We start from the raw sequence: 26,113 nt of genomic DNA on the forward strand, positions 1-26,113 counted from the left end.
ATCATGCGGCGTTTCCAGCATTACATCGACGGCGAATTCTCGAATGGTGAGGCTTCCTACCCGAGCATCGATCCGGCGACCGGCACGGTCTGGGCGGAGATGCCGGAAGCGCGCGAGGGTGATGTCGACCGGGCTGTGAACGCTGCCGAAAAAGCGCTATACGATGGTCCCTGGGCGAAGATGACGGCGACGCAACGCGGCAAGCTGCTCTACAGGCTGGCTGACCTCGTTGCCGCCAACGCGCAGGTTCTCGCCGAACTGGAGACGCGCGATACCGGCAAGATCATCCGCGAAACATCCGCGCAGATCGCTTATGTCGCCGAGTACTATCGTTATTATGGCGGCATAGCAGACAAGATCGAAGGCTCCTATCTGCCGATCGACAAGCCCGACATGGATGTCTGGCTTCGCCGCGAGCCAATCGGCGTCGTTGCCATGGTCGTGCCGTGGAACAGCCAGCTCTTCCTGTCGGCGGTCAAGATAGGTCCGGCGCTCGCCGCCGGCTGCACGATGGTGGTCAAAGCCTCGGAAGACGGCCCGGCGCCGCTTCTCGAATTTGCGCGTCTCGTGCACGAGGCGGGCTTTCCCGCCGGCGTCGTCAATATCATCACCGGTTTCGGCGCCTCCTGCGGCGCTGCCCTCGGCCGCCATCCGAAGGTGGCCCATGTCGCCTTCACCGGCGGCCCCGAAACCGCGCGGCACGTCGTTCGCAATTCGGCCGAAAATCTTGCCTCCACCTCGCTCGAACTCGGCGGCAAGTCGCCCTTCATCGTCTTTGCCGATGCCGACCTTGAAAGCGCCGCCAACGCCCAGGTCGCCGGCATTTTCGCCGCGACGGGACAGAGCTGCGTTGCCGGATCGCGGCTGATCGTCGAGCGCAGTGTCAAGGACAAGTTCGTCGCCCTGCTGCGACAGAAGGCTGAGGCGATCCGGATCGGCGCACCACTCGACATGGCGACGGAGGTCGGCCCGCTCGCCACCAAGCGCCAGCAGGACAATATCGGCGCGCTCGTCGAGCGGTCGATTGCAAGCGGCGCCCGTCTTGTCACCGGCGGGCGCAAGATCGACGGCGAAGGCTTCTACTTCCCGCCGACGATTCTCGATTGCGACGATGTCGCCTCGCCCTCGATGATCGAGGAATTCTTCGGGCCCGTCCTGTCGGTCGTGTCGTTCGAGACCGAGGCTGAGGCGCTGCGGCTCGCCAACGATACCCGCTATGGCCTCGCCTCCGGCATCTTCACCCAGAATCTCACCCGGGCGCACCGGCTGATGAAGGGCATCCGTGCCGGCATCGTCTGGGTCAATACCTATCGGGCCGTGTCGCCGATCGCGCCGTTCGGCGGTTTCGGCCTGTCCGGTCACGGCAGGGAAGGCGGCATGGCCGCGGCCCTCGACTATACCCGTACCAAAACGATCTGGCTCCGGACGTCGGATGATCCGATCCCCGATCCCTTCGTGATGAGGTAGCGCCGTGTTTTACGAAATCCGCACCTATCGGCTGAAGAACGGCGCGATCCCGCAATATCTTAAGGTCGTCGAGGAAGAGGGAATCGAGATCCAGAAGAGCCATCTCGGCACGCTGGTCGGCTACTTCTTCTCGGAGATCGGCGCGATCAACGAAATCGTTCACATCTGGGCCTTTGCGAGCCTGGACGACCGGGAGGCGAGACGCCAACGGCTTCTGGCCGATCCCCGCTGGCAGGCATTCCTGCCCAAGATCCGCGATCTCATCGAGGTGGCGGAAAACAAGATTATGAAGCCAGCAAGCTTTTCTCCCAGGGGCGAGGCGCACTGACGGCATAAGGCATACCGTAGGACAAACCAGAACAAGGATAAGGGAACATGAAAACAACATTTGCTTTCGCGGCCGTTGCCGCATTCGTGGCGGTCTCCGCCCCGGCCAAGGCCGACAGCCTGGTTTTCTCGAGCTGGGGAGGAACGACGCAGGACGCACAGAAGGCCGCATGGGCAAGCCCCTTCACCGAGAAGACCGGCATCACCGTCGTGCAGGACGGGCCGACGGATTACGGTAAGCTCAAGGCGATGGTCGAGGCCGGCCAGGTCGCCTGGGATGTCGTCGACGTCGAAGGTGACTACGCAGCCCAGGCGGGCAGGAACGGCCAGCTCGAGAAGCTAGACTTCTCCGTCATCGACAAGTCCAAGCTCGATCCGCGTTTCGTCACCGACTATTCGGTCGGCAGCTTCTATTATTCCTTCGTCATCGGCTGCAACGCCGATGCCGTCAAAGCCTGCCCGAAGACATGGGCCGACCTGTTCGACACGGCGAAGTTTCCGGGAAAACGCACATTCTACAAGTGGTCGGCTCCCGGTGTGATCGAAGCGGCGCTGCTTGCCGACGGCGTGCCTGCCGACAAGCTCTATCCGCTCGATCTCGACCGTGCCTTCAAGAAGCTCGATACGATCAAGTCAGATATCATCTGGTGGTCGGGCGGTGCGCAGTCGCAGCAGCTGCTGGCCTCCGCCGAAGCGCCCTTCGGCAGCGTCTGGAACGGCCGCATGACCGCCCTTGCGGCAACCGGCATCAAGGTGGAGACCTCCTGGGAGCAGAACATCACCGCTGCTGATGCGCTCGTCGTGCCGAAGGGTGCGCCGAATGCCGAGGCTGCGATGAAGTTCATTGCGCTGGCGACCTCCGCCGAACCGCAGGCCGCCCTTGCCAAGGCCACCGGATATGCGCCGATCAATGTCGAGTCGGCCAAGCTGATGGACTCGGAGACGGCCAAGAACCTGCCGGACCAGCAGACGGCAAGCCAGGTCAATGCCGATATGAACTACTGGGCCAACAATCGCGATGCCATCGGCGAGAAGTGGTACGCTTGGCAGGCAAAATAGGCTGAGACTTCAGATGGACGGGTACGGCGAAATGTTCGCCGTACCTCCCGCAGCGACGCCTGTCGGATGGCGCCTGCGGAATTGACGGGTGGGAAGGACTGTCATGACGACGTATAGCGATGCCTCCGGCGCGATCATGCCTCTGCCAAAGGCGCGCAGGGCAACAGGTTTGGGCGGGGTCGTGCCGGCTCTGGCCTTCGTGGCAATCTTTTTCGTCGTTCCGGTCGTGGTCCTGCTGCTGCGAAGCGTCTTGGAACCCGTCCCGGGTCTTGGAAATTATGCGCAGCTGATCGGGTCGGCGACCTATCTCAAGATTTTCGCCAATACCTTCATCGTCTCCGGTTTCGTCACGGTGATTTCGCTTTTGATCGGTTTTCCCGTGGCCTGGGCGCTGGCAATCATGCCCAGTCGGCTGACGTCGGTGATCTTTGCGGTCCTGCTCCTGTCGATGTGGACCAATCTGCTGGCCCGCACTTATGCCTGGATGGTGCTGTTGCAGCGGACGGGGCTGATCAACAAGATGCTGATGGGAATGGGCCTGATCGACCAGCCGCTGGCGCTGGTCAACAATCTCACAGGCGTGACGATCGGCATGACATATATCATGCTGCCTTTCATCATCCTGCCGCTCTACGGCGTGATCAAGAAAATCGACCCCTCGACCTTGCAGGCGGCAGCCCTTTGCGGCGCCAACCGCTGGCAGTGCCTGACCCGCGTTCTGCTGCCCTTGGCGATGCCCGGCATGGCGGCCGGCGCCCTCATGGTCTTTGTCATGTCGCTCGGTTATTTCGTGACGCCGTCGCTTCTCGGCGGTACCGCCAACATGATGCTCGCGGAGCTGATCGCTCAGTTCGTGCAGTCGCTGGTCAACTGGGGAATGGGAGGTGCGGCGGCGCTGGTGCTCCTGGTGGTGACTTTGTCGCTCTATGCGGTGCAGCTGCGCTTCTTCGGCAACCAGAACCCGGGAGGACGTTGACATGCTGCTCAATTTCGACCGCCTCGGCTGGTGGAAATACGTCCTGCTGGCGATAACGCTGCTCACCGCAGCCTTCCTGCTGCTGCCGATCGTTTTTATCGCCGCGCTCTCCTTCGGCTCCTCGCAGTGGCTGATTTTTCCGCCGCCCGGCTGGACGTTCCAATGGTACAATGAACTGTTTGCCGATCCACGCTGGCTGGAATCGGCTCTGACGAGCTTCAAGATAGCGGTCATCGTCACGATCCTGTCGGTGCTGCTCGGGCTGGTGACGTCCTTCGGGCTGGTGCGAGGTTCGTTCATGTTCCGAGATGCGCTGAAAGCGCTGTTCCTGACGCCGATGATCCTACCGGTCGTGGTTCTCGCGGTCGCGCTGTACGCCTTCTTCTTGAGGATCGGTCTTGGTGGCACTCTGACGGGCTTTGTCATTGCGCACCTGGTGCTGGCGCTGCCCTTCTCGATCCTGTCCATATCGAGTGCGCTCGAAGGTTTCGACAAGTCGATCGAGGATGCGGCGGTGCTCTGCGGCGCCTCGCCCCTGGAAGCCAAGATCAGGGTCACGCTTCCGGCGATCAGCCACGGGCTGTTTTCGGCTGCCGTCTTCTCGTTCCTGACATCCTGGGACGAGGTGGTAGTGGCGATCTTCATGTCCAGCCCGACCCTGCAGACGCTGCCCGTGAAGGTATGGGCGACGCTGCGGCAGGATCTGACGCCTGTCGTCGCAGCCGCGTCCACCCTTCTCATCCTTTTGACGATCATCTTGATGGCGCTGGTCGCCGTCGTGCGTAAGGTACTGAAACAATGAACGAACCATTCCTTCAGATCCGCGGCATACGCAAGGAGTACGGCCCCGTTGTCGCCGTGCACGACGTCAATCTCGATGTCCGGCGCGGTGAGTTCCTGACCTTTCTCGGACCGTCCGGATCCGGCAAGAGCACGACGCTCTACATCCTAGCCGGCTTTGAAAATCCCACGAAAGGCGACATTACCCTCGAGGGCAAGACCCTGCTCGCCACGCCGTCGCACAAGCGCAACATCGGCATGGTGTTCCAGCGCTACACGCTGTTTCCGCATCTGACCGTCGGCGAAAACATCGCCTTTCCGTTGAAGGTCAGGCGCAAGTCCAAGGCCGAGATCGACAGCAAGGTGAAGGAGATGCTGCGCCTCGTCCGCCTCGAAGGCTTCGAGGATCGCAAGCCGGCGCAAATGTCCGGCGGCCAGCAGCAGCGCGTCGCGCTTGCCAGAGCGCTTGCCTATGATCCGCCGGTGCTGTTGATGGACGAGCCGCTGTCGGCGCTCGACAAGAAGCTGCGCGAGGAAATCCAGCATGAGATCCGCCGCATCCACCAGCAGACGGAAGTGACGATCCTCTACGTCACGCACGACCAGGAGGAGGCGCTGCGGCTCTCCGACCGTATCGCCGTCTTCTCGAAGGGCGTCATCGACCAGATCGGGACGGGCCCTGAACTCTACGCCAATCCTCGGACGCGCTTCGTCGCCGAATTCATCGGCGACAGCGACTTCATTTCCTGCGACCTGGTGTCATCCTCCGATGGACAAGCCACCATTGCGCTCGGAGGCGGGATGATCTTCGATCAAATTCCGGTGCATGGAAAAGGGACCTCCGGCGCCCGGGCGGCGCTGATGCTGAGGCCGGAGCGCATCCGCCTGTCGCGCGCCAGAGCCGCCGGCGCGGGTCTTGCCGCGACGGTCAGCGACATTACCTTTCTCGGCAACAATATCCACGTCTCCACAGAGACGGTGACAGGCGAGGCGCTTTCGGTCCGTTTGCCGTTCGGTCATGAGGCTATTGCCGGGCTCAATCGCGGAGATATAGTCCATCTGGATTTCGATCCCGGCGCCGCTCACGTATTCTGCTGAAAGTTGTCCCATGAAGCTCAATGATCCCTCGCTGTTCCGTCAGGCCTGCCCCATCGCCGATCGCTGGATCGAAGCAGAAGGGCGCCGGGCGGCCATGGTCCGCAATCCGGCGACAGGTGAGGTGCTGGGCGCGGTCCCTGACTTCGGTGCGGCGGAAACGGAAGAGGCCATCCAGGCTGCGGTGGTCGCGCAGAAGCTTTGGGCAAAAAAGACGGCCGGCGAGCGCGCCGCCGTTCTCAAGACCTGGCACCGCCTGATGATCGAAAACCGCGACGATCTGGCGATGATCCTGACGCTGGAGCAGGGAAAGCCGCTGGCCGAAGCCAAGGGAGAGATCACCTATGGTGCGAGCTTCATCGAATGGTTTGCCGAAGAGGCAAGACGCATCAACGGCGAGACCATACCGGGACATCAGCCGGACAAGCGGATCCTCGTCCTGCGCCAGCCGGCCGGCGTGGTGGCGGCGATCACGCCCTGGAATTTCCCGAACGCGATGATCACCCGCAAGATCGGCCCCGCGCTTGCCGCCGGCTGCGCCGTTGTTCTCAAACCGGCGCTGCAGACGCCGTTCTCCGCGATCGCGATCGCCGTTCTTGCCGAGCGCGCCGGCCTGCCGGCGGGGCTTCTCAATATCGTCACCGGTGACGCCGCCGCAATCGGCGGAGCGATGACCGCAAGCCGCGACGTCCGGGTCCTGACATTCACGGGCTCCACCCGGACGGGCGAGCTGCTTTACCGGCAATGTGCGCCGACGATCAAGAAACTCGGTCTCGAACTCGGCGGCAATGCGCCCTTCATCGTCTTCGACGACGCCGATCTCGACGCTGCGGTCGAAGGCGCGATCATCGCCAAATTCCGCAACAACGGCCAGACCTGCGTCTGCGCCAACCGGCTTTATGTTCAAGACGGCGTCTACGAGGCGTTCGCCGCGAAGCTGGCTGCGGCCGTTTCGGCATTGAAGGTCGGCAATGGTCTTGAACGTGACGTCGTGCTTGGGCCGCTCATCGACGACAACGCTGTCGCTAAGGTCGAGAGCCATATTCAGGACGCCGTTGCAAAAGGCGCTGGCGTCATTTCAGGCGGCAAGCGCCATGCACTCGGCGGCCATTTCTTCGAACCGACGATCCTGCGCGACGTCAACGCCGGCATGCAGGTCGCGCGCGAGGAAACCTTCGGGCCGCTCGCCCCGCTTTTCCGTTTCCGCGACGAAGAGGACGTCATCGCGCAGGCAAACGACACCGAGTTCGGCCTTGCTTCCTATTTTTACGCGCGCGACCTGTCGCGGGTCTTCCGCGTCGCCGAAGCGCTCGAATATGGGATGGTCGGTGTCAATACCGGTCTCGTCTCGACGGCGGAAGCGCCGTTTGGCGGCGTCAAGATGTCTGGTCTCGGCCGAGAGGGATCTCGACACGGCTTGGACGAATATACCGAACTCAAATATGTGTGCCTCGGCGGCATCGCCTGAGCTGGTCGACACTCGCGCTTTCGCCGCAAGAGAAGACTGGCATAATTGGCCGGAGATGCGTTGCCGCAGCTGAGAGCTGAAGAGCGGAATAAATTCAGGATGCCGGCTTTGCCTCTGTCTCGGCAAGACGATGGGCGATGCGATCGGCATTGGCCATGATCGTCATCGTGATATATTTCGATGACAGATGCGGAATAATCGAGCCGTCGACAATGTGGAGACCGGGATGGAGATTCAATTCGCCGTCTGCAGAGGTGCCGAACGGACCTGACGCTCCCATCGGCAAGGTGCCGGCGAAATGCGCGTCGACCCCCGGCTCGGCCAGCGATGCACCTGGCAGCTGAATCAGTCCCAACCGTTTCCATTCACGACGAAGCGTCCTTTTCAAAGCTTCGGCACTGATATCAAAGCCGTCCGCGAAGCCGCCCCGGATGGTCAAACGCTTTCCCGTCGTTGCTTCTCGGTGGATATAGCTGCGGCTTTGATCACCAGGATAATAGATCGTGGCGACGAGGAGGCTTCCGGCGATCGTCTCGAAGGCGGCGCGTCCGGCCCTCCGGCCGAGCGGCATCCTGTTGATGAAGCTTTGTGCCGGCAGGGAGCCCACTTCATAGATTGCTCCCGTCACATAATCAGAAGTGCCGCCGCCGTAGCGCAGCGATAATCCGAGCTGCGCCAGGCTGTGCGTCGGTGTTGACGAACGCAGCAATCTCGCGGGGGAGAGCAGAGGAATGGCCAGCGTGGGACTGTTCAGGAGGCGCAGTCCCTGTTCCTCGATCGGAAGGTGGTCCGCCAGCAGGGCGGCCGTTCCAAGTACCCCTGCGGCAAGAATGATCCTCGGAGCGGAAAATGACGAGCCATCGGCCGTGGCGACCGTCCAGCCTGCGTTGCGCGTCAATGAGACGACGCGCATGTTGTCGAGCAAACGAAAATGCGGAGATTTCCGCAACAGCAGCAGGTCCTGCCTGCTATTGTAGATTGCGCCGCTCGGGCAGCCATAGAGACAGTCACCGCGCAGGTCGCATGCCGCCCGCCCGGGCCTTGTTTGCGAAAGTATTGCGTTGACGGCGGGAAAAAGCCGAAATGATCCGCTCGCTGGCTTTGCGACCTTGTGTCTATGAAGAACATGGGCCGCTGTCGCTCCAAGCGGCAGGACGGACTCGCCGTCGGCGTTCGCCGTAAAATCGGCATTCCTGGCGATCCCGATGCGTTCGGATATGCGCTCGTAGGATCTTTGCAGGGAAGCGATGTCTATCGGCCAATCGGCAATGTCCTCGGCGTCGAGATAGCTGATCTGCGCACCCCAGACATTGGAGAGGCCGCCGCGGGCGAAGCTGCCAATGGGCAGGAATCCAGCGCCATCTATGCCGGAATCACGGCGAAACCGTTCGAGAATTCCGCGCGACACCGGTGTCTGCAGTTTTGGCGAGCTGCCATCGTCCGCGCGCAGGGATTCCATATCCTTTCCCAGGACTCGCACACTGCGGCTTTCCTCCTGCGATCCGACGTCGTTGCCCGCATCCAGCATCAGAACGCGGCGGCCGGCCGCTATAAGCGGAAACGCGGCGGAAACACCTGCGGGCCCGCTGCCGATGATGATGAAATCGGCGTCAGACCAATTCATCGATATCTCCCTGCTAAAAGGGCGCGGAGCGGAAGGAGCAAGACATCGCTTGATATGGTCAGGATTGCCTTGAAGAAGTCGGCTCTTTTGCCCCGCTGCCTTTCCGGCTCGCTCGCGAGATCGGCGAGGTAAAGGGCTCTTGCGAGGCGATGCTGCGTCCGATTGGCTGGTGGTTCAAAGAGCGCCAGCAGACGCGGATGCCTGATCAGCGTCGGGGAGAGACCGAGCGGCGCCAGTCCCTCGCGCCGAAGCCCTTCGCAGAGGCGCTGCACCTGCGCTTCGGTCGGCGCGGAGCCGAGATATTGCAGCAGCACCTCGGCCTCGCTTCGCGACGCGTCTCCACCTTTCTGCCCGAGTTCTCCAGACAGCACCACCAGTGGATCAGCCAAGTTCAACCTCAGCAGCTTGAGGCTCTCGCCGCTTTCCATAGGGGCGGCCCCCGCGAGCCCCAGGACGCGCTCCGGATCGACCGTCGGGATCAACGGCAGAAGCTTCGTCATACGACAGGCAAGCAGCGCTGCAGTGAGGGGGATCGGGATGAAATGCAGATTCCCTTTGCCCTGGCTGCGACGAAGAATGCGCAGCCAGGTGGCAAAGCTTATCGGCTTCTCCTGGGCGAGAACGAATGTTTGCGGCAGCTGGCTTTCGTCTGTCGCCAGCGCCAACAGGCCCGCGGCGACTTCGTCGAGATGAATGGGCTGAACCTTCCGGTTAAGCCCAATCATTGGCAGAAGCGGACTTAAGGCCGATAGTTTCGCCATCAGACCGTACATCGCCGTGCGCGGGCCGCCGTAAACAAGCCCTATTCGCGCGATCCGAACGATCGGTGCCGCGAAACTGGCCGCCAGATGCTGTTCGATCCTGAATTTGGTGCGGCCGTAGACATTCAGCGCTTCCTGTCTCGACGAGGTGGAGGAGGCAAAGACGAAGCGTGGTACTCCGGCTGCCTTTGCCGCTTCTGCCAATTTTACGGTGCCCGCAATATTGATGTTGTTTTCCTCGGTCGTCTCCGGCCCGGTGGCCCAGGAATGCGCGATATGAATGACGGCGGCAGCCCCTTCCAAATCGGAGGCGGCGGGCTCATCGCCGATGCGCCACTTCGCTTCGGAGCGTCGGCCGAGCTCGACCACCTCGAAGCCGTGCTCACGCGCCAGCGTTGCAAGTCTTGCACCGATATAGCCGGTCGATCCCGTGATGATGAGACGCGGTGCCATTCACGCCCTCTATTGTGCAAACGCGATACGCGCGCCGCTCCAGTCAAAACGAAACTCGATTTCCTTGAGCTGCGACAGCGCTTGCCGGACTTTTGCCTGGCGATCCCGAGGGCAATAGAGAACGAGGAAGCCGCCTCCACCGGCGCCTGCGAGCTTGCCGCCGATCGCGCCGGCAGTCCGTGCGGCCTCATAAAACTCGTCAATGGCGCTATTGGTGATCTGTGACGTCAGCGATCGCTTCATCATCCATCCGCGGTGCAGCGCTTCGCCGAAGACCCCGAGATCCCCGCTCATCAGGATGTCGCGCATTTCGTAAGCCAGCTCCACCATGCGCTCGACCGTCCGAAACTTTTCTTCGTTCGTCTCCATGGCCTGCACCTGCGTCGACAGCACAGAGCGCGTGTCGCGCTGGCTTCCGGTGAAAAACAGAAGGATATTGCTCTCGAGCTCCGCCATCTTTTCGGCGCTGAGCACGACGGGCTGCACGTTGACACCGCCGTTGGAATTGAACTCGATAAAGTTCAGACCCCCATGGGCGGCAGCGTACTGGTCCTGTTTGCCGATCGGCTCCTTCAGGATGTCGATTTCGAGCCTGCAGGCTTCTTCCGCCAACTGATCCTTGGAAGCAAAACGCGACCTGTGGGCATAAAGCGCGTTGATCAGCGCCACGGAAAAGGAGCTAGATGATCCGAGACCGGTTCCGGAGGGGATGTCGGCGACGGAGGCGACCTCGATGCCCGGCTCGACCCGGTGCATGCGCAAGGCCTCTCGCAGCAGTGGATGCGCGATCTCCTCGAGCGTGTCGGCGAGCTCGGTGCGCGTATACTTCAGATGGTATTTGTTTTCGTTGAAGTAATTGTGCACGATGACGAAGCTGTACTTGGCTATTGCACACGACAAGACAGCGCCCGCCTGACGTCTGTAATAGGACGCTATATCAGAGCCCCCGCCGGCGAAGCTGACCCGAAAAGGTGCGGATGAAACGATCAAAGGGTTGTCTCCTCGAGATTGACGACAATATCGGCCGATGTGCGCTGCAGATCGATCCTCGGCCACTCTTCCTGAATTCGCGACTGCCAGAGCCCTTCGGCGGCAACCGGCGTGAGGCCTTTCCAGGCGTAGAATGTGTGAAAGCGGTTCAGCAGAGTCTGCTGCGACGCTTCGACGAAAACGGCCATATCGACCTCTTCGCGGATCGACGCATGCCCGGCAAAGATGCCGTCCAGCAGGATGACCTCGGCATCTCGCGCGTCATAGGTGGTGGTGCCCCTGAGCTGGCCACGGCTTGCCGCGTCGTAGCCGGGTGCTTCGACCTGTCCGGACCGGCGCAGCATGCTGACGATTTCGGGATAGAGCTCAACCCTGCTGCGCTCTTCCGCGCTCATATCGGAGCTGCGATGCTCGAGCGGCAGTATCCAGCGGTCGAGTTCCAGCTTCAGCACCCCGCGTCCTGCTTCCGAGAGTATGCGTTGAACGGCATGGGCAAAGGTACTTTTCCCGGAGCGGGACCGGCCGCATATGCTGACGAGCAGCGGGCCCGCTTCATCTGAAAGCCGTTCCTCAATCGCCCTCGACAGAGCTTTCCCGATCTCCTGGTAGCCGCATTGGAAGCGAACGGCGTCGTAGACCGTGTCGAAGACAAGGTCGGGGCGTGGAATTTCTGTTTCCGAAGCAGGATAGCTCTTCTCGTCCCGCAAACCATAACCGGTCCGCACGCCATAGGCCCAGATGCCTGCCTTGCGGCCCGCGCCAATGTCGCGCAGGCTGTCGCCGATGATGACGGACTTCGATTTTTCGATCGGCAGTTCCGCCATCGCCTGCCGGATCATCAGATCGCCCGGTTTGCGGCAAGCGCAATTGATCTTGAGCGCAGTGACTTCGTTCGGAAATCCTTTGTCCGGGTGGTGCGGGCAAAAATAAATACGATCGAGGACGCCGCCATCTTCGGCAAGCTCCGCCTCGAGGCGACCGAGTACATGATCGAGGCCGGGTTCATCCAGCAGGCCTTTGGCGACCTGCGGCCTGTTGGTTACGGCAACCGCAAGGAAGCCGGCCTCGCGGGCGAGCCGCACCGCTTCGCCGGCTCGGCTGATCGGCTTCACCTGGTCCGGATGTATGACTCCATGGCCGCCGACATCTTCGTTGAGCACGCCGTCGCAATCAAAAAACACTGCGGGTCTTCGAACCGACAGATGGACAGCATGAACCCGGTTATGGCGAATATCCTCGGCCGCGGCGGCATGTCGGCTCGGAGATCCGGTATCCTTCATATATTCGGGCGTATCATAAATTGCGACCGGTATGGATCGCTTGAGGAGACCAGGGATCACATCATGGATCATGTCGGCCGGCTGTCCCGGCAGGAGAGTCTCGAAGAACTGGCCGCAAGCCACGTACAGACCGGCCGGCACGAGATTGCGCCAATCCGCCTCGCGCGGCGCCTTGCGGGGCAACAGGCGCTGCAGATAGCCGTTCTTCTGAACGACGATATCGGATGTGCGGGGATGATCGTTGGGATGGGCGATGATCGTCAGCGCAGCGGGAAACTGACGGCGATGACGCGCAAGTGCCGACAGATCGATATCGAAAAGCATGTCACCGTAGACGATAAGGACGTCATCGGCGAAAGTCTCCAAAGTCGTCAAGCAACCGGCCGTACCGAGCGGAGACTTCTCAACGAAGACGTCGATCGTGATGCCAAGTTTTTCGGCTTCCGGGCCAAGGGCAGGCTCGAGTTGGCTGCCTAGATGTCCGCCAAGCACACGCACATGCTGAACGCCTTCCCGGGCGAGGACACGAATCTGTCTGATAATGATCGGCACGCCATCGAGAGGCAGAAGAGCCTTCGGAATGGCATCGCCCGTCATGCTGCGTGCGCGTGTTCCGAGGCCCCCGGCAATGATGATTGCCTCGCGGATGGCGTTCTCAGAACCCATTCGCGAGGATCCGCTCGACGGCGAGTTCAACAGCCTCGGTCGACTTTCGCTTCGGCGTCCAGCCGAGCGCGACAAGCCGGCTTATGTCGTAGCTGAAGCGCGGCACATCGCCCAGCCAGCCGCGGTCTTCGCTTCCATACTCGATAGCGGCGCCGGATGCGACCCTCGAGACGACGATCTCGGCGATGTCTCGGACGGATGTTTCGCCGATGCCGCTGGCATGAAATACCTCATAGGCGCCGGGCGCCTTTTCCCAGGCGAGCAGAATGGCATCCACCAGGTCGCCGACATAGAGATAGGGCTTTGTCTGCATCCCGTTGCCGAGCACCTGGAGCCGCGTGGGATCAGCCTTCAACCTGTTGATGAAGTCATAGATGGCTCCGTGCGTGGAGCGTTCCCCGACCACGTTGGGAAAGCGGAGCACGAGCGTCTTGATGCCGAATGACAGTGCATAAACGGACAAATAGGCTTCAGCGGCAAGCTTGCTGGCGCCATAGAGCGAAATCGGCCGCAGCGGGCCGTGATTTTCGTGGATGTTGCCTTCGGCTTCACCGAATACGGCGGAGGTGCTGGCGAAGAAAAGCTTGCCGATCTCATGCTTGCGCATGATGGCGAGCAGCGTGGTCGTCGTCAGCTGGTTCAGCTGGAGGTCGAGCTCCGCATTGGCATTGCCGGCGGCGATATCGGAATTTGCGGCGAGATGGAAAACAGCGTCGGGACGATCCGCGCCAATGAGCCGATCCATGCCTTCCCGATCCAGCATATCCAGCTCATGGAAATGAAAATCCGATCGCTTCAGCAGATGATCGATGTTGCGCATGCGGCCAAGATGAAGATTGTCGATCGCGGTTACCCGATATCCCGAATCCAAAAGACGATCGCAGAGATGGCTGCCGATAAATCCGGCCCCTCCTGTTACCAAGGCATGCATGTCGGCAGCTCCATATGATCTGTTAAGGCTCTTCAGAGAGCTTTGATCTTTCCCGTATGAGGACGTGATAGGACGAATACACCACCGGCCAAGCCGATCACAAGCTGCAGCAGGCCGAAAACCACCGACAGCGTTGCGGCGTCAGTCGTGCCGATGCCGAACACGGCAAGTGAAAGGATCATGCCGCCCTCCCGCAGTCCCCATCCGCCGACGGAAATCGGAACCATGGCGATCAACAGGACCGGCGGAAAAGCGGCTGTGGCCTGGCCCCAGTCGAGCGGAAGACCCAGACCGAGAACGAGGATTTCAAGCGAGACGACACTCAATCCGTGAATGACGAGGGTCAACAGGAATATCCCCAGCATTCTTCTGTGGCTGAGAAAAGCTGCCAGCGCCTCAGTCAGCGCGTGCAGCTTTGCCGGGAGAAACCGCACGAAGAAATGCCGGCGCCAGCTGAAGACCAGGGCCGAGGCGATCGTTCCCGCCACGCCAAGGGCCGTGAGTTCGACCAGATGAGGGATAGGGAAGTCGTGCCCGTAAAAGCCGCGCATGATGATCAGTCCGATCAGTGCGACGACCGCCAGCCCGAAAAGAGTAAGGATACGGTCCATGACGACGCCCAGCGTTGCTTCCGTTATCGTCAGACCATATTTGATGGCGCCAAATATGCGGGCGGCATCGCCTGGAATGGGACTTGGAAGAGCTTGATTATAAAAGAGGCTCTGCATGAAGAGCTTCGTGGCGCCGGTTATTTTCAGTCTTTGCCCGATCATTTCCGACAAGAGGCACCATCGCCATGCCGACAGCACGGCCTGCAAGAGAAGCAGGAAGACGCTGACCCAGATGGTCGTCACCGACAGCGTCCGGATTGCAGCCCACCCTTCTGCGAAATCGACCTTACGCGCGATCCATATGACGAGGCCGAGCGCGACGGCCACTTTCAGAACCGGGATGGCGATGCGAAGCAATGTGCGGAGGGACGGAATAGTCACGATGCCCGATCCGCGTCAAAGCGATAGAGCTTCCAGCCGAACCGATCCGTCAATATCAGTGAGGAGCGAGGCATCATATGAGCTATAATGCTGTTGGCCATCACGATTTTGTCTTCTCCGATGCGTTCGGCGAGGAAGGCGCTACGGGCATCGGGTGGAACGATGAAGTAAGCTATCTGATTGGCTTTGATGAAAGCATCGATATCCGAACCCGGTGCCGGCAGGATGTAGCGCGGCAATTGCCAGCCGCCATCGCGGCCGCCGTTGTAAGCCGTGGACAATAAGGTATTGGCCGTATCGAAAGGTTGAAAGACGGTTCGCAGGTCGTGATCTGCGATATAGCGGTACATGAAATAAGCTTCGCGATGGCTCTCCATGTATTTATCGACGCTGATCATTCCGAGCACCACATCGAAGTCTTTCGCCTTGACGGGGTCAAGGTCGCTACCGCCGATTCGATTCCAATGGGAAATCCAGAGCCCTCCGGCCAGCAAGCCTATTATCACCGGGCTGGCGACCATGCATGCTGGCGAAGAGGCCATTTTTGTCAGTGGAGCCATCTGCGGCAGGACCCGTCGGTCGAGCCATTTATCCAGTCTTTCCCGAACCAGCGAGGCGCTGATAAACCCGGTCGAAAAGAAAAGCAGATAAGCGGGTGTTGCCCACCGTATGTGATTGAACATAACGGTGTACCATATCACGAACATGGCAAGGACCATCGCTGCGAGAAATGCAACGCGGCGGAACGCCACTGCCAGACCGGCCAGTATCAAAGCCAGAGCGGCGAAGGCATTAGGCTTGTTGTCCAGAAACCACTCGTAGAGGATATAGAGGAAGTCGTGCCAACCCTGCAGAGTAGCGAGGTTCGTCACAAAGTGCCGGTTGGCGGGATCGAAGGCCCTACCCAGTTCGAGCATGTAATCCGTCATCCAGGCATCGCTGAGGCCTGGATGGCCGAATATGAAGGGATAGATTGGATTGCCGAGGAGCATCAGGTTTTTCGCATACCAGTAGCCGGCGACCGCGAGGAATGCGCAGAGGCATGACAGCAGGAGCCGCAGTGATATCCTCCCTTTGAGAAGCAGCGGTATCAATACCAGCGCTATGAGGCCGACCATTTGCAGTTCCGTATACTTCCCTCCGACCGCTCCTCCTAACACGAGCGCACAATGAAAGAGCTCCGCCGGCCGCCGAGTCTCCAGATAGCGCCACAGGAAAAGCACGGCTGCGACCGAGAAACACGACCGGGCCAGATCCGTCATCGGTTCGCCGACACTCCCCCTGAAGAAGGGAATGCTGAGGATCAGCGCAGCCACTAGGAAAAAACCGCAAGCCCGCCAACGGCTGGCGCAGCTTGAAAGCAGAAACAGAAATCCGAAGAAGATCGCGATATTCATCACTGCCGCACCGGTCCAATGACCGCTGACCAGCATGACGAGAGCAAACAGCAGATCGAAGAAGAGGGGAATATTGCCGTAGAAGGGATGATCGATCTGCGGCGACACAAAGCCGGCATGATCGATGATGCTGTTGGCGAGCGGGATATGGAAAACCCACACGTCGGCAACGGCTGACGGGAAGAGGGACAGCACGCTCCACACATAGCAGAGTATGATGCATGTGAGGGCCGCAAGCGCCGGAATCGGATTTCCGTTTTTCGATTCAGCGGCAATTTTACGAAACAACGAACCCAGGTCGCAAAGAACGGCGACGAGATCGCGCCGCCGCCAGATCATCGAGACTGCCATTATGGGAAGAACGATTTCCCATCTCAATCCATGAAACGCGCCAAGAATGGTGGCCGCACCGCCTGATATCGCCAGAGCCGGCAGAATACCGCTGAACAGAAAATCGATGCCGTCTCGAAAGGGCTGATCGCAACGTCGGTTGAGCCGGGCAACAATGCCTCGGTCGATCACGAGGCCCCATAATATTATGGAAAGAACCGTGCACCAGCCTAGGATCATGATAGCCCTTTCGTGGCTTTTATCCCGCGAGAGGCGGCGCAGGCTTCTTGACTGGCAGCATAACCCCGAGTGCTCGTATCATCAGCCCTGATATAAAGATCTGGAACGCCGTGATGATGAGCCACAGGCCGAAGACGGCCCAGTTGGTCTCGATGCCGATCTCAGGCAGCACGTAGCCGTTCCCGACATAGGAATCGAAGAGCGGAACCGCCAGCAAGATACCTGCCAGAACGGCGATAACCGATCCCCATATCGTTGCATTGTAGGGAAGGCGCCGCTCGAGGCGAGGCTGCACATGTCCCGAATAGTCAAAAATCACCCGACCGATCGCTGCCGAAATCAGCATTGATTGACCAAGGACGGCCAGAGCCATCGCAAACAGCATGGCGTTCGAGGAGAACCGCACGCCTGCTATCGACATAGGTCCGGCGAGCAGTGGCAACATTATGATCAAGCCGAGGGCCAGCAGCAGGAAACCCGGCCAGATCAAAAAGAAATCGAAGCCGTAGACAAACATTGCCTGCAGATTGCGCCAGCCGGCGCGCCAGGGCTCCATCCAGCCTCGGCGCTTCATGTGGCTCAGCCGTCCTTCCGGATCCTTCAGGAAGTGAATCGGCACCTCGGTCGTCGCAAGCTCCATATGCACGGACTTCAGCACCATTTCCGAAGCGTATTCCCACCCTTGCGAACGGAGATCCATGCGAAGCAGCGCATCGACGCTGATGCCCCGCATGCCGCAATGAATATCGGAAAAGCGGCTGCCGAACATGCGATTGAGGATCCACGTCGTCAGCGGCGTTCCGAAATAACGATGCAGCGGCGGCATTGCATTGTCTTCTATCGAGCCCTTGAACCGCGAACCCATGACGAATTCATATCCGTTGCGGAATGCGTCGATGAAGGGCGCTATCTGACGAAAATCATAGGTGCAGTCCGCATCGCCCATGATAATGAACTTGCCGCGGACGAAGGGAATGGCATCGATATAGGCTCTGCCCAAGCCGCGTTTCGGCGTCCGCAACACGCGAGCGCCTCTCTCTCTCGCGATTTCCGGCGTGCGATCGGTCGAACTGTCGACGATGAGGATTTCCACCGCTGCTCCACTTGCCGCGATGCCTTGACGGCACCAGTCGACGAAGGTTCCAATCGTCAATTCCTCGTTCAGCGAGGGGACGAGGATGGTGACTTCCGGGTCGGTGACGTCGTCGTCGGGTGTAAGAAGCGTCAGTTCCGGGTCGTGGATGTGGGGGAAATTCATGCGCGTGACAAGGCTCTTAGGAAAGGCTGGGCGGGACGAGGCCGCAGGAAAAATCCAATATGGCGTGGCAGATCGCGAGATGGGCAATCTCCACATAGCCATATTGATCGGAAGCGACGTAGAAGTTCAGATCGCCGAGCGCGCGCAACGGATTGCCCGGAGCGAAGCCGCTCAAGGTGATAACGGCGCCGCCTTTTTCGCGGGCAGTGCGGACGGCTTTGGTGATGCTTTCCGATCTGCCTGAACTGCTGATCGCGATCAGCAGGTCCCCTTCATTCGCATGCATTTCGATCTGCTTTGCGAAGACGTTCTCATAGCCGAGGTCGTTCGAGAGGCATGTCAGCGTCGCGCCGTCGTTCATTGCCATGGCGCGGAGTCCGCCATTTTTGGAATAGTCCGTCGCCATATGGCTGGCAATGGCGGCGCTGCCGCCGTTGCCGATGAAGATGATCTTCCGGCCGGCATCATGGGTAGCACGTGCCAGCCGCATGGCCTCACTCATCGCAGTTGCATAATCCAGGCTTTGGTCGCCCGGCCGCGAGGCGGCTGCATTCACGAGAACATGGCGGAGAAATGTAAAATAGCGATCGAGATCGCCGGCCGTCACGCCAAGGTCCGAGGATATGGTCTGGTTATGTGACATGCTGGTTTAGTCCCTACACATTCGAAGTTGGGGCGTCCTTAAAGACTAAATGATACAAAGGCAAGTTGCCCGGCATCCCCTCGGATGGTTGTTAACGGGTGTCACGGCTTTGCAACTGACGGTCTTCCGTCAGGCATGCGCCCGGCGTGAAGGTTGGTCCTCGCCGTTTGCGCTGCTGCAACCCAAACGGTTATAAGCCACGGAGGTCCGCGCGTGATGAATATTGACAATATGTGCTACGCTACCCATCATAAAAAGAACGAAGGGGTATGCCGATGGCATCGGGTAGCATTCATGTGAAGGTCAGTGGGCTGTTGCAGGATCATATCCAGCAGCAGGTCGGCGATGACGGCCTTTATGAAAACGCCAGCGAATATATTCGCGCTCTCATTCGCCGCGACTTGCAGACCCGTAATGAAGCCTGGGACATGCTGCAGAGGGAGCTCGCGCCGGCAATGCGGGCCGAAGACAGCGAATTCTTCACGGTTTCGGCCGAAGACGTCATCCGCCGTAACAAGCGTCGATAAGCCTGATGGCAGCCTATCGATTTTACCCGCGCGCCGACGACGCGCAGGACAAGATTTGGCGCGACACGGTTGAGGCGTGGGGAGAGAAGCAGGCGGACGCCTATATTCTCGGGCTGCACGCGTATTTGCAGCGTTTGTGCCAGGATCGGTCCATCTGGCGACAGCTTCCACAACGTCTGGCGGTTCCGGCAGACATCAAGCGTTCTGCCTATTTCAGTCGTTACGAGCATCACCATGTGTTCTTTCGCGAGCTTAAGAACGGCGATCTTGGTATCATGAGCATTCTTCACGAACGTATGAATCTGCCGGTCCGGCTCAAAGAGGATCTGGCGGCTCTCTTGAACAAACAGCCGTGAGGCGCGGGATCTTCGGTCGGTAGGATTGCTTCTCTAGGAGGGGCTTTAACCCGGTCTCAGAACCGGTGTTCCGCTCCCTCCATCGGATTTGCCCAAACCGTCATGCCCGATGCAAACGGCGTCTCGCCTTCGGCGCGCACGGTCATTTCGCCGAGTTCGGGGACATCGAGATAGAGGATCGCGTCGGCGCCGAGCCGTTCCACATGTCGGATTCTGCCTTGCCACTGGCCGGTGCCTTCCGAAAGCCTGACATGTTCCGGGCGGATGCCGTAGGTCGTGCAGTTCATTCGCCGTGCCGTCTCGCCGCCATAGAGGTTCATTTTCGGGCTGCCGATGAAGCCGGCGACAAAAGGTGTGGCGGGATTGCGGTAGAGCTCCATCGGGCTGCCGATCTGCTCGACGGCGCCGCCGTTCAAAACGACGATCTTGTCCGCCATCGTCATGGCTTCGACCTGGTCGTGGGTGACATAGATCATCGTCGAGTTCAGGCGGGCGTGGAGTTCCGATATCTCCAGGCGCATCTGTGCCCGGAGCGAGGCATCGAGATTGGAGAGCGGCTCGTCGAACAGGAACACCTTGGGATCGCGCACGATCGCCCGGCCGATGGCGACGCGCTGCCGCTGGCCGCCGGAAAGCGCTTTCGGCTTTCTCTGCAGCAGATGAGTGAGCTGCAGCGTTTCGGCTGCCGCCGCGACCTTCTCGGCGATCTCAGCCTTCGGGCGGCGGGCGAGCGAAAGTCCGAAGCCGATATTCTCGGCAACCGTCATATGCGGGTAGAGCGCATAGCTCTGGAACACCATGGCGATGCCTCGCTCGGAAGGTTCCGCATAGGTCACGTCCTTGCCGCCGATGGTCAGCCTGCCCGAGGTCGTCTCTTCCAGGCCGGCGATGATGCGCAGCAGCGTCGACTTCCCGCATCCCGACGGGCCGACGAAGACGACGAATTCGCCGGAGGCAACCTCCAGATCGACCCCCTTGATGACTTCGAGTGCGCCGAAGCTCTTGCGAACCTGTTTGAGAGTAAGCTCAGCCATTCTGCTACCCTTTGACTCCGCCTGATGTCATGCCCGCGACGATCTGGCGGTTGAAGAAGATGAAGACAATCAGCGGCGGGATCGTCACGAGGAGGATGTTCATGAAAAGGAGATTGTACTGGCTCGAATACATGCTCTGGAAATTATAGAGCGTCAGCTGCACCGTCACATTCTCCTTGCCCGGCAAGTAGTAGAGCGGATTGGTGAAATCGTTGAAGATTGCGATCGACTGGACGACGATATTGGTCACGGTCACCGGCTTCAGCAGCGGCAGGACCACGCGGAAGAAGATCTGCCGGGGCTTGGCGCCGTCGATCAGCGCCGCCTCGTCGAGATCGCGCGGGATGGTCGAAATGAACGACCGATAGAGCAGGACCGAAAAGGAGAGATTATAGGCAACCTGGATCAGGATCATTCCGGTCATGGTCTTGAAGAGGCCGATGTCCTGCAAAAGGCCGATGGTGGGAACAACGGCCGGCGGCATCATCAGGCCCATGAACAGCGCAGCGAAGGCCACGCGGTTCCACGCCGTCTTGCGGCGCTGCATCACATATCCGACCATCGCCGACAGCAGGATCAGGATCGTGACGGAAACGACCGTGATCAGAGTCGAATTGAAATAGGCGAGCACGAGCTGATAGTCGCGCGCCTTGAAGACGGCGACGAGATTGTCCCAGAACAGCCAATGCTCAGGGAGTTCGAAATCGAGGCGGGAGGCCTCCGATTTGGATTTCACCGCCTGCAGAGCGACGAAGACGAAAGGCATGACGAAGATGACCGCCCCGACGGCAAGGGCAATTGCACCCGTCACATAGGGGCGGACGCTTCTCATTCCTCGACCTCGCGCCGGTTGAACCATAGGGTGAAGGGCAGGATGATCACGGCGATCAGCGCGAACAGAATGACGTTTCCGGCCGTCGACAGACCATAGAAGCCAGCCTGGTACTGTTTGTAGATAACCGAGGCGATCACATCGGAGGAGAAACCCGGTCCGCCGCGAGTCATGGCCCAGATCAGGTCGAAGGATCGCAAGCCGCCGATCAGCGACAATGTCACGACGATGACGGTGGCAGGGCGCACGAGCGGCAGGGTGATCCGAACGAATTGCTGGAGCCGTGTGGCGCCGTCGATCCTAGCGGCCTCATAATAGTCGGGACTGATCGCAGCAAGGCCGGCGATGAAGATCAGGGTGGCAAGGCCGACCCCCTTCCAAACATCGACCAAGGCCACCGAAAAAAGCGCGAGCGTCGGATTGGTCAGCCATCCCGGCCCCGGCATTCCAAGCGTCTCGAGCGTAACATTGATGATGCCCTTGGTCGGATGCATCATGACCGTGAAGGTGATGCCGATGCCGATCGTCGAAACCAGCACGGGAAAGAAGACCAGCGTGCGCAGAAAGCCGCGGGCGAAGATATTGCTGGTGAGCAGCACGGCCAGCAGCAGTCCGCAGACCGTTTTCAGGCCGGATGTCGTCACCGCGTAGATCAGCGTGTTGATCAGCCCCTTGACCAGGAACGGTTCGGAAAAGAACTGCTGGAAATTTTCAAGCCCGATAAATTGGGCTGTCGAGAGATCCCAGCGCGTCAGGCTGTACCAGAGAGACGATATGGTCGGAAAAAGGAACAGCACGCCGTAAATGATGGCGGCGGGGATAAAAAACCATAGGGGGTAGGGCGAATTGCGCGAGCGTGGGCGTATCTCGGTCATGACTACCTCTTCGATCGGGAAACCTCGCCCTTCAGGAGCGAGGTTGATGGCCCGAGCGTCCGCTACCAGTTGGGCAGGGCGAGTTGCTTGGCCTGTTTGCGCACATCCTCGTCATAGAGCTTGGCGGCTTCCGCAGGCTGACGGATGCCGGAACCGACTTCAACGGTGATCTGCTCCAACGCCGGGCCCTTGACCGGCGAAACGAACTCCAGCGCTGGCGTCGTTTTGTCCTTAGCCTCGAAATAAGGAAGCATGTCCTTGATTGCAGGCGGTACGTCCGCCGGGAGATCGCAACCGTCGACGAGGGAAGGCCCCTGCACGGCGTTGGTTTCCACCATCACCTTGCAGCCTTCGACGCTGCCCGCAAAATCAATGAACTTCTTTGCTTCCTCGGCGTGCTGGCTGGTGGCCGGAATATAGAGGCCAGGCGGCATCCAGACCGTCAGGCCGTTCGTGGCTGCCTCATCGCTCGGTTGGGCGAAGAAGCCGACATCGCTAAGGTTTTCAGGGTAATTCTGTTTAATTGCGCCGACCGCAAAGCTCAGCATCGGATAGTGCGCCGCCTCGCCGGTGGCCACCATTCTCAACCCGTCATCATAGCTTGCTGCGCCGAAGTCTTCATTCATCAGCCCGGCGTCATGAACTTCCTTTAGGCGTTCGAAGCCTTTCATCGCTGCCGGCGTCTCTGCGTATTTCGCCTTGTTGGCGGTATAGTCGGCAGCGAAGTTCGGAACGGCAGCATGCAGGTTGTAATAGTCGGCCAATACGAACAGCTGCGAGGTCCAGGTATCGCGATAGGTTTGCGCGACTGCGACCTTGCCCGATGCCTTGACCTTGGCGTTGTTCGCCATGAACTCCGCCCATGTCTTTGGCACCGAGAGGCCGAGGTCCTGGTAGATCTTCCTGTTGTAGAGAATCCCGCCGGCCATCGCCGTGCCGAAGGGGGCGCCATAGACTTTGCCGTCGGCACTAACGACGGCCTTGAAGTCGCCGGACACCTTCGCCTGCGAGGCGAGACCGCTCAGATCGACAAGCGTCTGCGTCGGCTTCAGAGCCTGCAAGAGCGACCCGGAATTATACAGGAACACATCGGACATCTCCCCCGTCGCCAGACGCGTCTTGACGATATTGTCGCCTTCGCCACCGCCCGGCCGCTGCTCGATCTCGATCGTCACGTCGGGTGCCTTGCTTTGATAAGCGGCAACCAGCGCCTCGGCCGCCGCGACCGTATCGGGATTGTTGTCGATCAGGAATGACAGCGTGACTTCGGCCTGCGACGGGCCGGCCGCGGCCAAGGCCAGAAGCGCGGATGCGCCGGCAAGAATGAGCTTTATCCGATGTGTCATGACGTTCCTCCTCTGAACGGTTTGACCTGTATGCTCCTCAATAATCGGGTAGGGAAAAGACCAGCCTATGCGTGCCTGGGGGAAGAACCGTTTCCTCCATGACAGGCTCGCCATTGAGTGACGCATTGTGGTGCCGCCGGCCGGGCCGGAAGCGGCCGACGCAACCCTCCGGGAGCGTCAGCACATAGGTGACCTCGCTGCCGGTGCAGTGCCAGCCGGCCTCGATGCGCCCTTGGCTGATATCGTGATAGGCCGAAACCGGCGAAAGCGACGGGATCGGCGCCGGGTCGACGATCACTTCGGCAAAGCCGGGTGCGGCCGGGCTCGGCGAAATGCCGGCGACACATTCGAACAGCCATTGGCAGACCGCGCCATAGGCATAGTGGTTATAGCTGTTCATGTCGGGTTCGTAGATGGTGCCGTCGGGCGCCATCGAATCCCAGCGCTCCCAGATCGTCGTCGCCCCCTTTGAAACCTGGTAGAGCCAGCCCGGCACATCCTCCTGCAGGAAGACTTTTTCGGCGAGGTCGTCCATCCCGAGTTTCGTCAGGGCCGGCAAAAGGGCCGGCGTGCCGATGAAGCCGGTGCCGATCTTGTAGTCGGCATCGACGACCACCTGCCTGAAATGTCGCCGGGCGGCCTCATGATGCTCACCCGGTATCAGGTCATACAGGAAGGCCAGCGCATAGGATGTCTGATCGTTATGGGCGAGCCGCCCGGCCGGCGTGATGAACTCGTTGGCAAAAGCCAGCCGGATCTTGTCGGCGCGGCCCTTCATCTGCTCTTCGAGCGCATGCTCGCCGAGAACACCAGCGATCTTTGCTAGAAGATCCGTCGAAATGAAGTGGTATAGGGTCGCCGCACAATCGTCGGCAATGGTCGGGCGCGGCTTTCTGTTGTCGCCGACCGGCTGCAGCCAGTCGCCGAAGGTGAAGCCGCGGGCGCCCCAATGCGAGGGCGGATGGACAATCGGGCCGTCCGAGATGGACCAGACGAAATCGACCCAGCGCACCATCGAGCCCAGGCACTCCGAAAGAACGGACCGGTCGCCGTAATGGGTGTAGAGGACCCAGGGGATCACGACAATCGCGTCGCCCCAGCCGGTCGAGCCGGCATAGCCCGGGAAATTGCCGGGGTGCAGACGCGTCGGGTCGGGCGAGAAATGCGAAACGGCGCCGTCCTCGCGCTGGTCGGCCATCACATCGCGCAGATATTTCTTGAGGAAGGACTGGCTGTCGCTCAGCCAACAGGCCGTCGCGGCAAAGACTTGGGCATCACCCGTCCAGCCGAGCCGTTCGTCGCGTTGCGGGCAATCTGTGGGCACTTCGATGAAATTGGCGCGCTGCGACCAGATGGTATTTTCAACCAGGCGATTGACGAGAGGATTGCCCGAGGTGAAGCCGCCCGCCGGTTCCGGCACCGAGGAGATTGGAATCGACGCGATTTCAACAATCTCCGCATCGCCTTTGATCGTCACCCTGGCATAACGGAAGCCGTGAAAGGTGAAATGCGGCGCATAGGTCTCGTCACCACCTCCGCTGAGCGTATAGAGGGTATGCGCGGCGGCGGCGCGATAGTTGCGATTGTCGAAATGGCGTTCCGGCCCAAGGACTTCCGAGTGCTCGACCCGCACTTCGGTGCCGCTGACGCCACGGACCGTGTATCTGACGTAGCCGCCGACATTCTGGCCGAAATCATAGATCGTCCGGCCTTCATGATCGGTCCAGCTTTCGATGGGGGCGAGCGGCTGCAACTCCCGCACCGCTGCCGTCTCATGCGTGACGAGCAGCCCCGTGTCGAACGGCAATCGCTCGGTCCCGTGGGTTTCGGCGACCTTTTCCAGGCGTGCGTCGTAAATCTCACCGAAATAGATGCCCGACTTCTGGATCGGCAGAAGGCCGCTTTGCCAGGTCGTATCGGTAGAAAGAATGGCGCCGCTGGGGCCGACCAGATCCGCAATGGCCCCGATCCTGTCGCCCCAGCAGTTGGGAATAGCCTGGGCGCCCCACATGATGGGCGAGCGGTACCATCCATCGGCGAGCCAGATTTCTATCCGGTTGAGGCCGGGTTTCAGCAGTTTCGAGATGTCGTATCGCTGATAGGCAATGCGGGCGTCGTAATTTGTCCAGCCGGGCGTCAGCAGATCGTTGCCGACGCGGGTGCCGTTGATGAAGCAGCGATAGAGGCCGAGCGCCGAGATGAAGAGTGCGATCGGAAGGTCGGTGCCGTCATGATCGAAGGTCTTCGAGACGAAGCTTGCGGCCGTTCCCTGGCCGCGGTCCGACAGTGGTGCGATCATCTCTCCGGACCAGGCGCGAGAAACGAGATTGCCGTCGATGGCTGCCGGCTGAAAGTTCATCAAGTCCTCCCACAGAGTTGTAGAACGTTCTCCATATAACGTTCTAC

The 26,113-nt window shown here is 60.1% G+C and carries 23 protein-coding genes; 9 read left to right on the forward strand and 14 right to left on the reverse strand.

Translation table 11 applies throughout. The annotated features are described in order from the left end of the window. Positions 1-3: 3 nt before the first annotated feature. From NMA58_RS31545 to NMA58_RS31575, 7 genes are all read left to right on the forward strand, one after another. The gene (locus NMA58_RS31545; RefSeq protein WP_434715160.1) at positions 4-1,467 is read left to right on the forward strand and encodes an aldehyde dehydrogenase; all 1,464 of its coding nucleotides are present in this window, start codon (positions 4-6) and stop codon (positions 1,465-1,467) included. Positions 1,468-1,471: 4 nt separating this feature from the next. Further along, positions 1,472-1,795 (forward strand): NIPSNAP family protein, encoded by a 324-nt coding sequence (locus NMA58_RS31550; RefSeq protein WP_434715161.1) that lies wholly within the window; start codon positions 1,472-1,474, stop codon positions 1,793-1,795. A 47-nt stretch (positions 1,796-1,842) separates the two neighbouring features. After that, complete coding sequence (locus NMA58_RS31555; protein ID WP_434715162.1) at positions 1,843-2,853, forward strand: ABC transporter substrate-binding protein; 1,011 nt, start codon at positions 1,843-1,845, stop codon at positions 2,851-2,853. Positions 2,854-2,956: 103 nt separating this feature from the next. Beyond that, positions 2,957-3,829: an ABC transporter permease gene (locus NMA58_RS31560; protein WP_221112999.1), complete on the forward strand. Its 873-nt coding sequence runs from the start codon at positions 2,957-2,959 to the stop codon at positions 3,827-3,829. Position 3,830: 1 nt separating this feature from the next. Beyond that, on the forward strand, positions 3,831-4,631 hold the full coding sequence (locus tag NMA58_RS31565) for an ABC transporter permease (protein WP_183699831.1): 801 nt from the start codon (positions 3,831-3,833) through the stop codon (positions 4,629-4,631). Next, the gene (locus NMA58_RS31570) at positions 4,628-5,707 is read left to right on the forward strand and encodes an ABC transporter ATP-binding protein (RefSeq protein ID WP_434715163.1); all 1,080 of its coding nucleotides are present in this window, start codon (positions 4,628-4,630) and stop codon (positions 5,705-5,707) included. Before NMA58_RS31565 ends, NMA58_RS31570 begins: the two co-directional genes overlap by 4 nt. A gap of 10 nt (positions 5,708-5,717) precedes the next feature. Then, positions 5,718-7,172: an NAD-dependent succinate-semialdehyde dehydrogenase gene (locus NMA58_RS31575; protein ID WP_434715164.1), complete on the forward strand. Its 1,455-nt coding sequence runs from the start codon at positions 5,718-5,720 to the stop codon at positions 7,170-7,172. Positions 7,173-7,266: 94 nt separating this feature from the next. Here the strand turns inward: NMA58_RS31575 and NMA58_RS31580 are convergent, their stop codons facing one another. The 9 genes from NMA58_RS31580 to NMA58_RS31620 are packed head-to-tail and all read right to left on the reverse strand — an operon-like array spanning position 7,267 to position 18,737. After that, the gene (locus tag NMA58_RS31580; RefSeq protein WP_434715165.1) at positions 7,267-8,796 is read right to left on the reverse strand and encodes an FAD-dependent oxidoreductase; all 1,530 of its coding nucleotides are present in this window, start codon (positions 8,794-8,796) and stop codon (positions 7,267-7,269) included. Continuing rightward, complete coding sequence (locus NMA58_RS31585) at positions 8,793-10,010, reverse strand: NAD-dependent epimerase/dehydratase family protein (protein WP_434715166.1); 1,218 nt, start codon at positions 10,008-10,010, stop codon at positions 8,793-8,795. The genes NMA58_RS31580 and NMA58_RS31585 overlap by 4 nt, the downstream gene beginning before the upstream one ends. 9 nt (positions 10,011-10,019) lie before the next feature. Further along, on the reverse strand, positions 10,020-11,000 hold the full coding sequence (locus NMA58_RS31590) for a GHMP family kinase ATP-binding protein (RefSeq protein WP_434715167.1): 981 nt from the start codon (positions 10,998-11,000) through the stop codon (positions 10,020-10,022). Further along, positions 10,997-12,946 carry an HAD-IIIA family hydrolase gene (locus tag NMA58_RS31595; protein WP_434715168.1) on the reverse strand — a complete coding sequence of 650 codons (1,950 nt, stop codon included), beginning with the start codon at positions 12,944-12,946 and terminating at the stop codon, positions 10,997-10,999. Before NMA58_RS31595 ends, NMA58_RS31590 begins: the two co-directional genes overlap by 4 nt. Continuing rightward, entirely contained in the window at positions 12,936-13,877 is a 942-nt protein-coding gene (locus tag NMA58_RS31600; RefSeq protein ID WP_434715169.1) for an NAD-dependent epimerase/dehydratase family protein, read from the reverse strand. Before NMA58_RS31600 ends, NMA58_RS31595 begins: the two co-directional genes overlap by 11 nt. Before the next feature lie 32 nt (positions 13,878-13,909). Then, a complete protein-coding gene (locus tag NMA58_RS31605) occupies positions 13,910-14,869 on the reverse strand; it encodes a lysylphosphatidylglycerol synthase transmembrane domain-containing protein (protein ID WP_434715170.1) in 960 nt (319 codons plus the stop codon). Continuing rightward, positions 14,866-16,836 (reverse strand): hypothetical protein, encoded by a 1,971-nt coding sequence (locus tag NMA58_RS31610; protein ID WP_434715171.1) that lies wholly within the window; start codon positions 16,834-16,836, stop codon positions 14,866-14,868. The genes NMA58_RS31605 and NMA58_RS31610 overlap by 4 nt, the downstream gene beginning before the upstream one ends. 19 nt (positions 16,837-16,855) lie before the next feature. After that, positions 16,856-18,094: a glycosyltransferase family 2 protein gene (locus tag NMA58_RS31615; RefSeq protein WP_434715172.1), complete on the reverse strand. Its 1,239-nt coding sequence runs from the start codon at positions 18,092-18,094 to the stop codon at positions 16,856-16,858. 16 nt (positions 18,095-18,110) lie between these two features. After that, positions 18,111-18,737, reverse strand: a complete 627-nt coding sequence (locus NMA58_RS31620) for an SIS domain-containing protein (RefSeq protein WP_434715173.1) — start codon at positions 18,735-18,737, stop codon at positions 18,111-18,113. A 275-nt stretch (positions 18,738-19,012) separates the two neighbouring features. On the opposite strand from NMA58_RS31620, the gene NMA58_RS31625 reads away from it, so the two are divergent. Next, a complete protein-coding gene (locus tag NMA58_RS31625; protein WP_434715174.1) occupies positions 19,013-19,264 on the forward strand; it encodes a ribbon-helix-helix domain-containing protein in 252 nt (83 codons plus the stop codon). 5 nt (positions 19,265-19,269) lie between these two features. Then, positions 19,270-19,620, forward strand: coding sequence for a type II toxin-antitoxin system RelE/ParE family toxin (locus NMA58_RS31630; RefSeq protein WP_434715175.1), 351 nt, complete (start codon positions 19,270-19,272; stop codon positions 19,618-19,620). 56 nt (positions 19,621-19,676) lie between these two features. Here the strand turns inward: NMA58_RS31630 and NMA58_RS31635 are convergent, their stop codons facing one another. From NMA58_RS31635 to NMA58_RS31655, 5 genes are all read right to left on the reverse strand, one after another. After that, complete coding sequence (locus NMA58_RS31635) at positions 19,677-20,654, reverse strand: ABC transporter ATP-binding protein (RefSeq protein ID WP_221138513.1); 978 nt, start codon at positions 20,652-20,654, stop codon at positions 19,677-19,679. A 4-nt stretch (positions 20,655-20,658) separates the two neighbouring features. Further along, entirely contained in the window at positions 20,659-21,486 is an 828-nt protein-coding gene (locus NMA58_RS31640) for a carbohydrate ABC transporter permease (RefSeq protein ID WP_097599032.1), read from the reverse strand. After that, entirely contained in the window at positions 21,483-22,361 is an 879-nt protein-coding gene (locus tag NMA58_RS31645; protein ID WP_221138511.1) for a carbohydrate ABC transporter permease, read from the reverse strand. Before NMA58_RS31645 ends, NMA58_RS31640 begins: the two co-directional genes overlap by 4 nt. 62 nt (positions 22,362-22,423) lie before the next feature. Further along, complete coding sequence (locus NMA58_RS31650) at positions 22,424-23,707, reverse strand: ABC transporter substrate-binding protein (protein WP_434715176.1); 1,284 nt, start codon at positions 23,705-23,707, stop codon at positions 22,424-22,426. 37 nt (positions 23,708-23,744) lie between these two features. Next, a complete protein-coding gene (locus NMA58_RS31655; protein ID WP_434715177.1) occupies positions 23,745-26,066 on the reverse strand; it encodes a family 78 glycoside hydrolase catalytic domain in 2,322 nt (773 codons plus the stop codon). Between the last annotated feature and the right edge of the window lie 47 nt (positions 26,067-26,113).

The organism is Rhizobium sp. YTUHZ045, from assembly GCF_051124255.1.
Classification (GTDB): Bacteria; Pseudomonadota; Alphaproteobacteria; order Rhizobiales; family Rhizobiaceae; genus Rhizobium.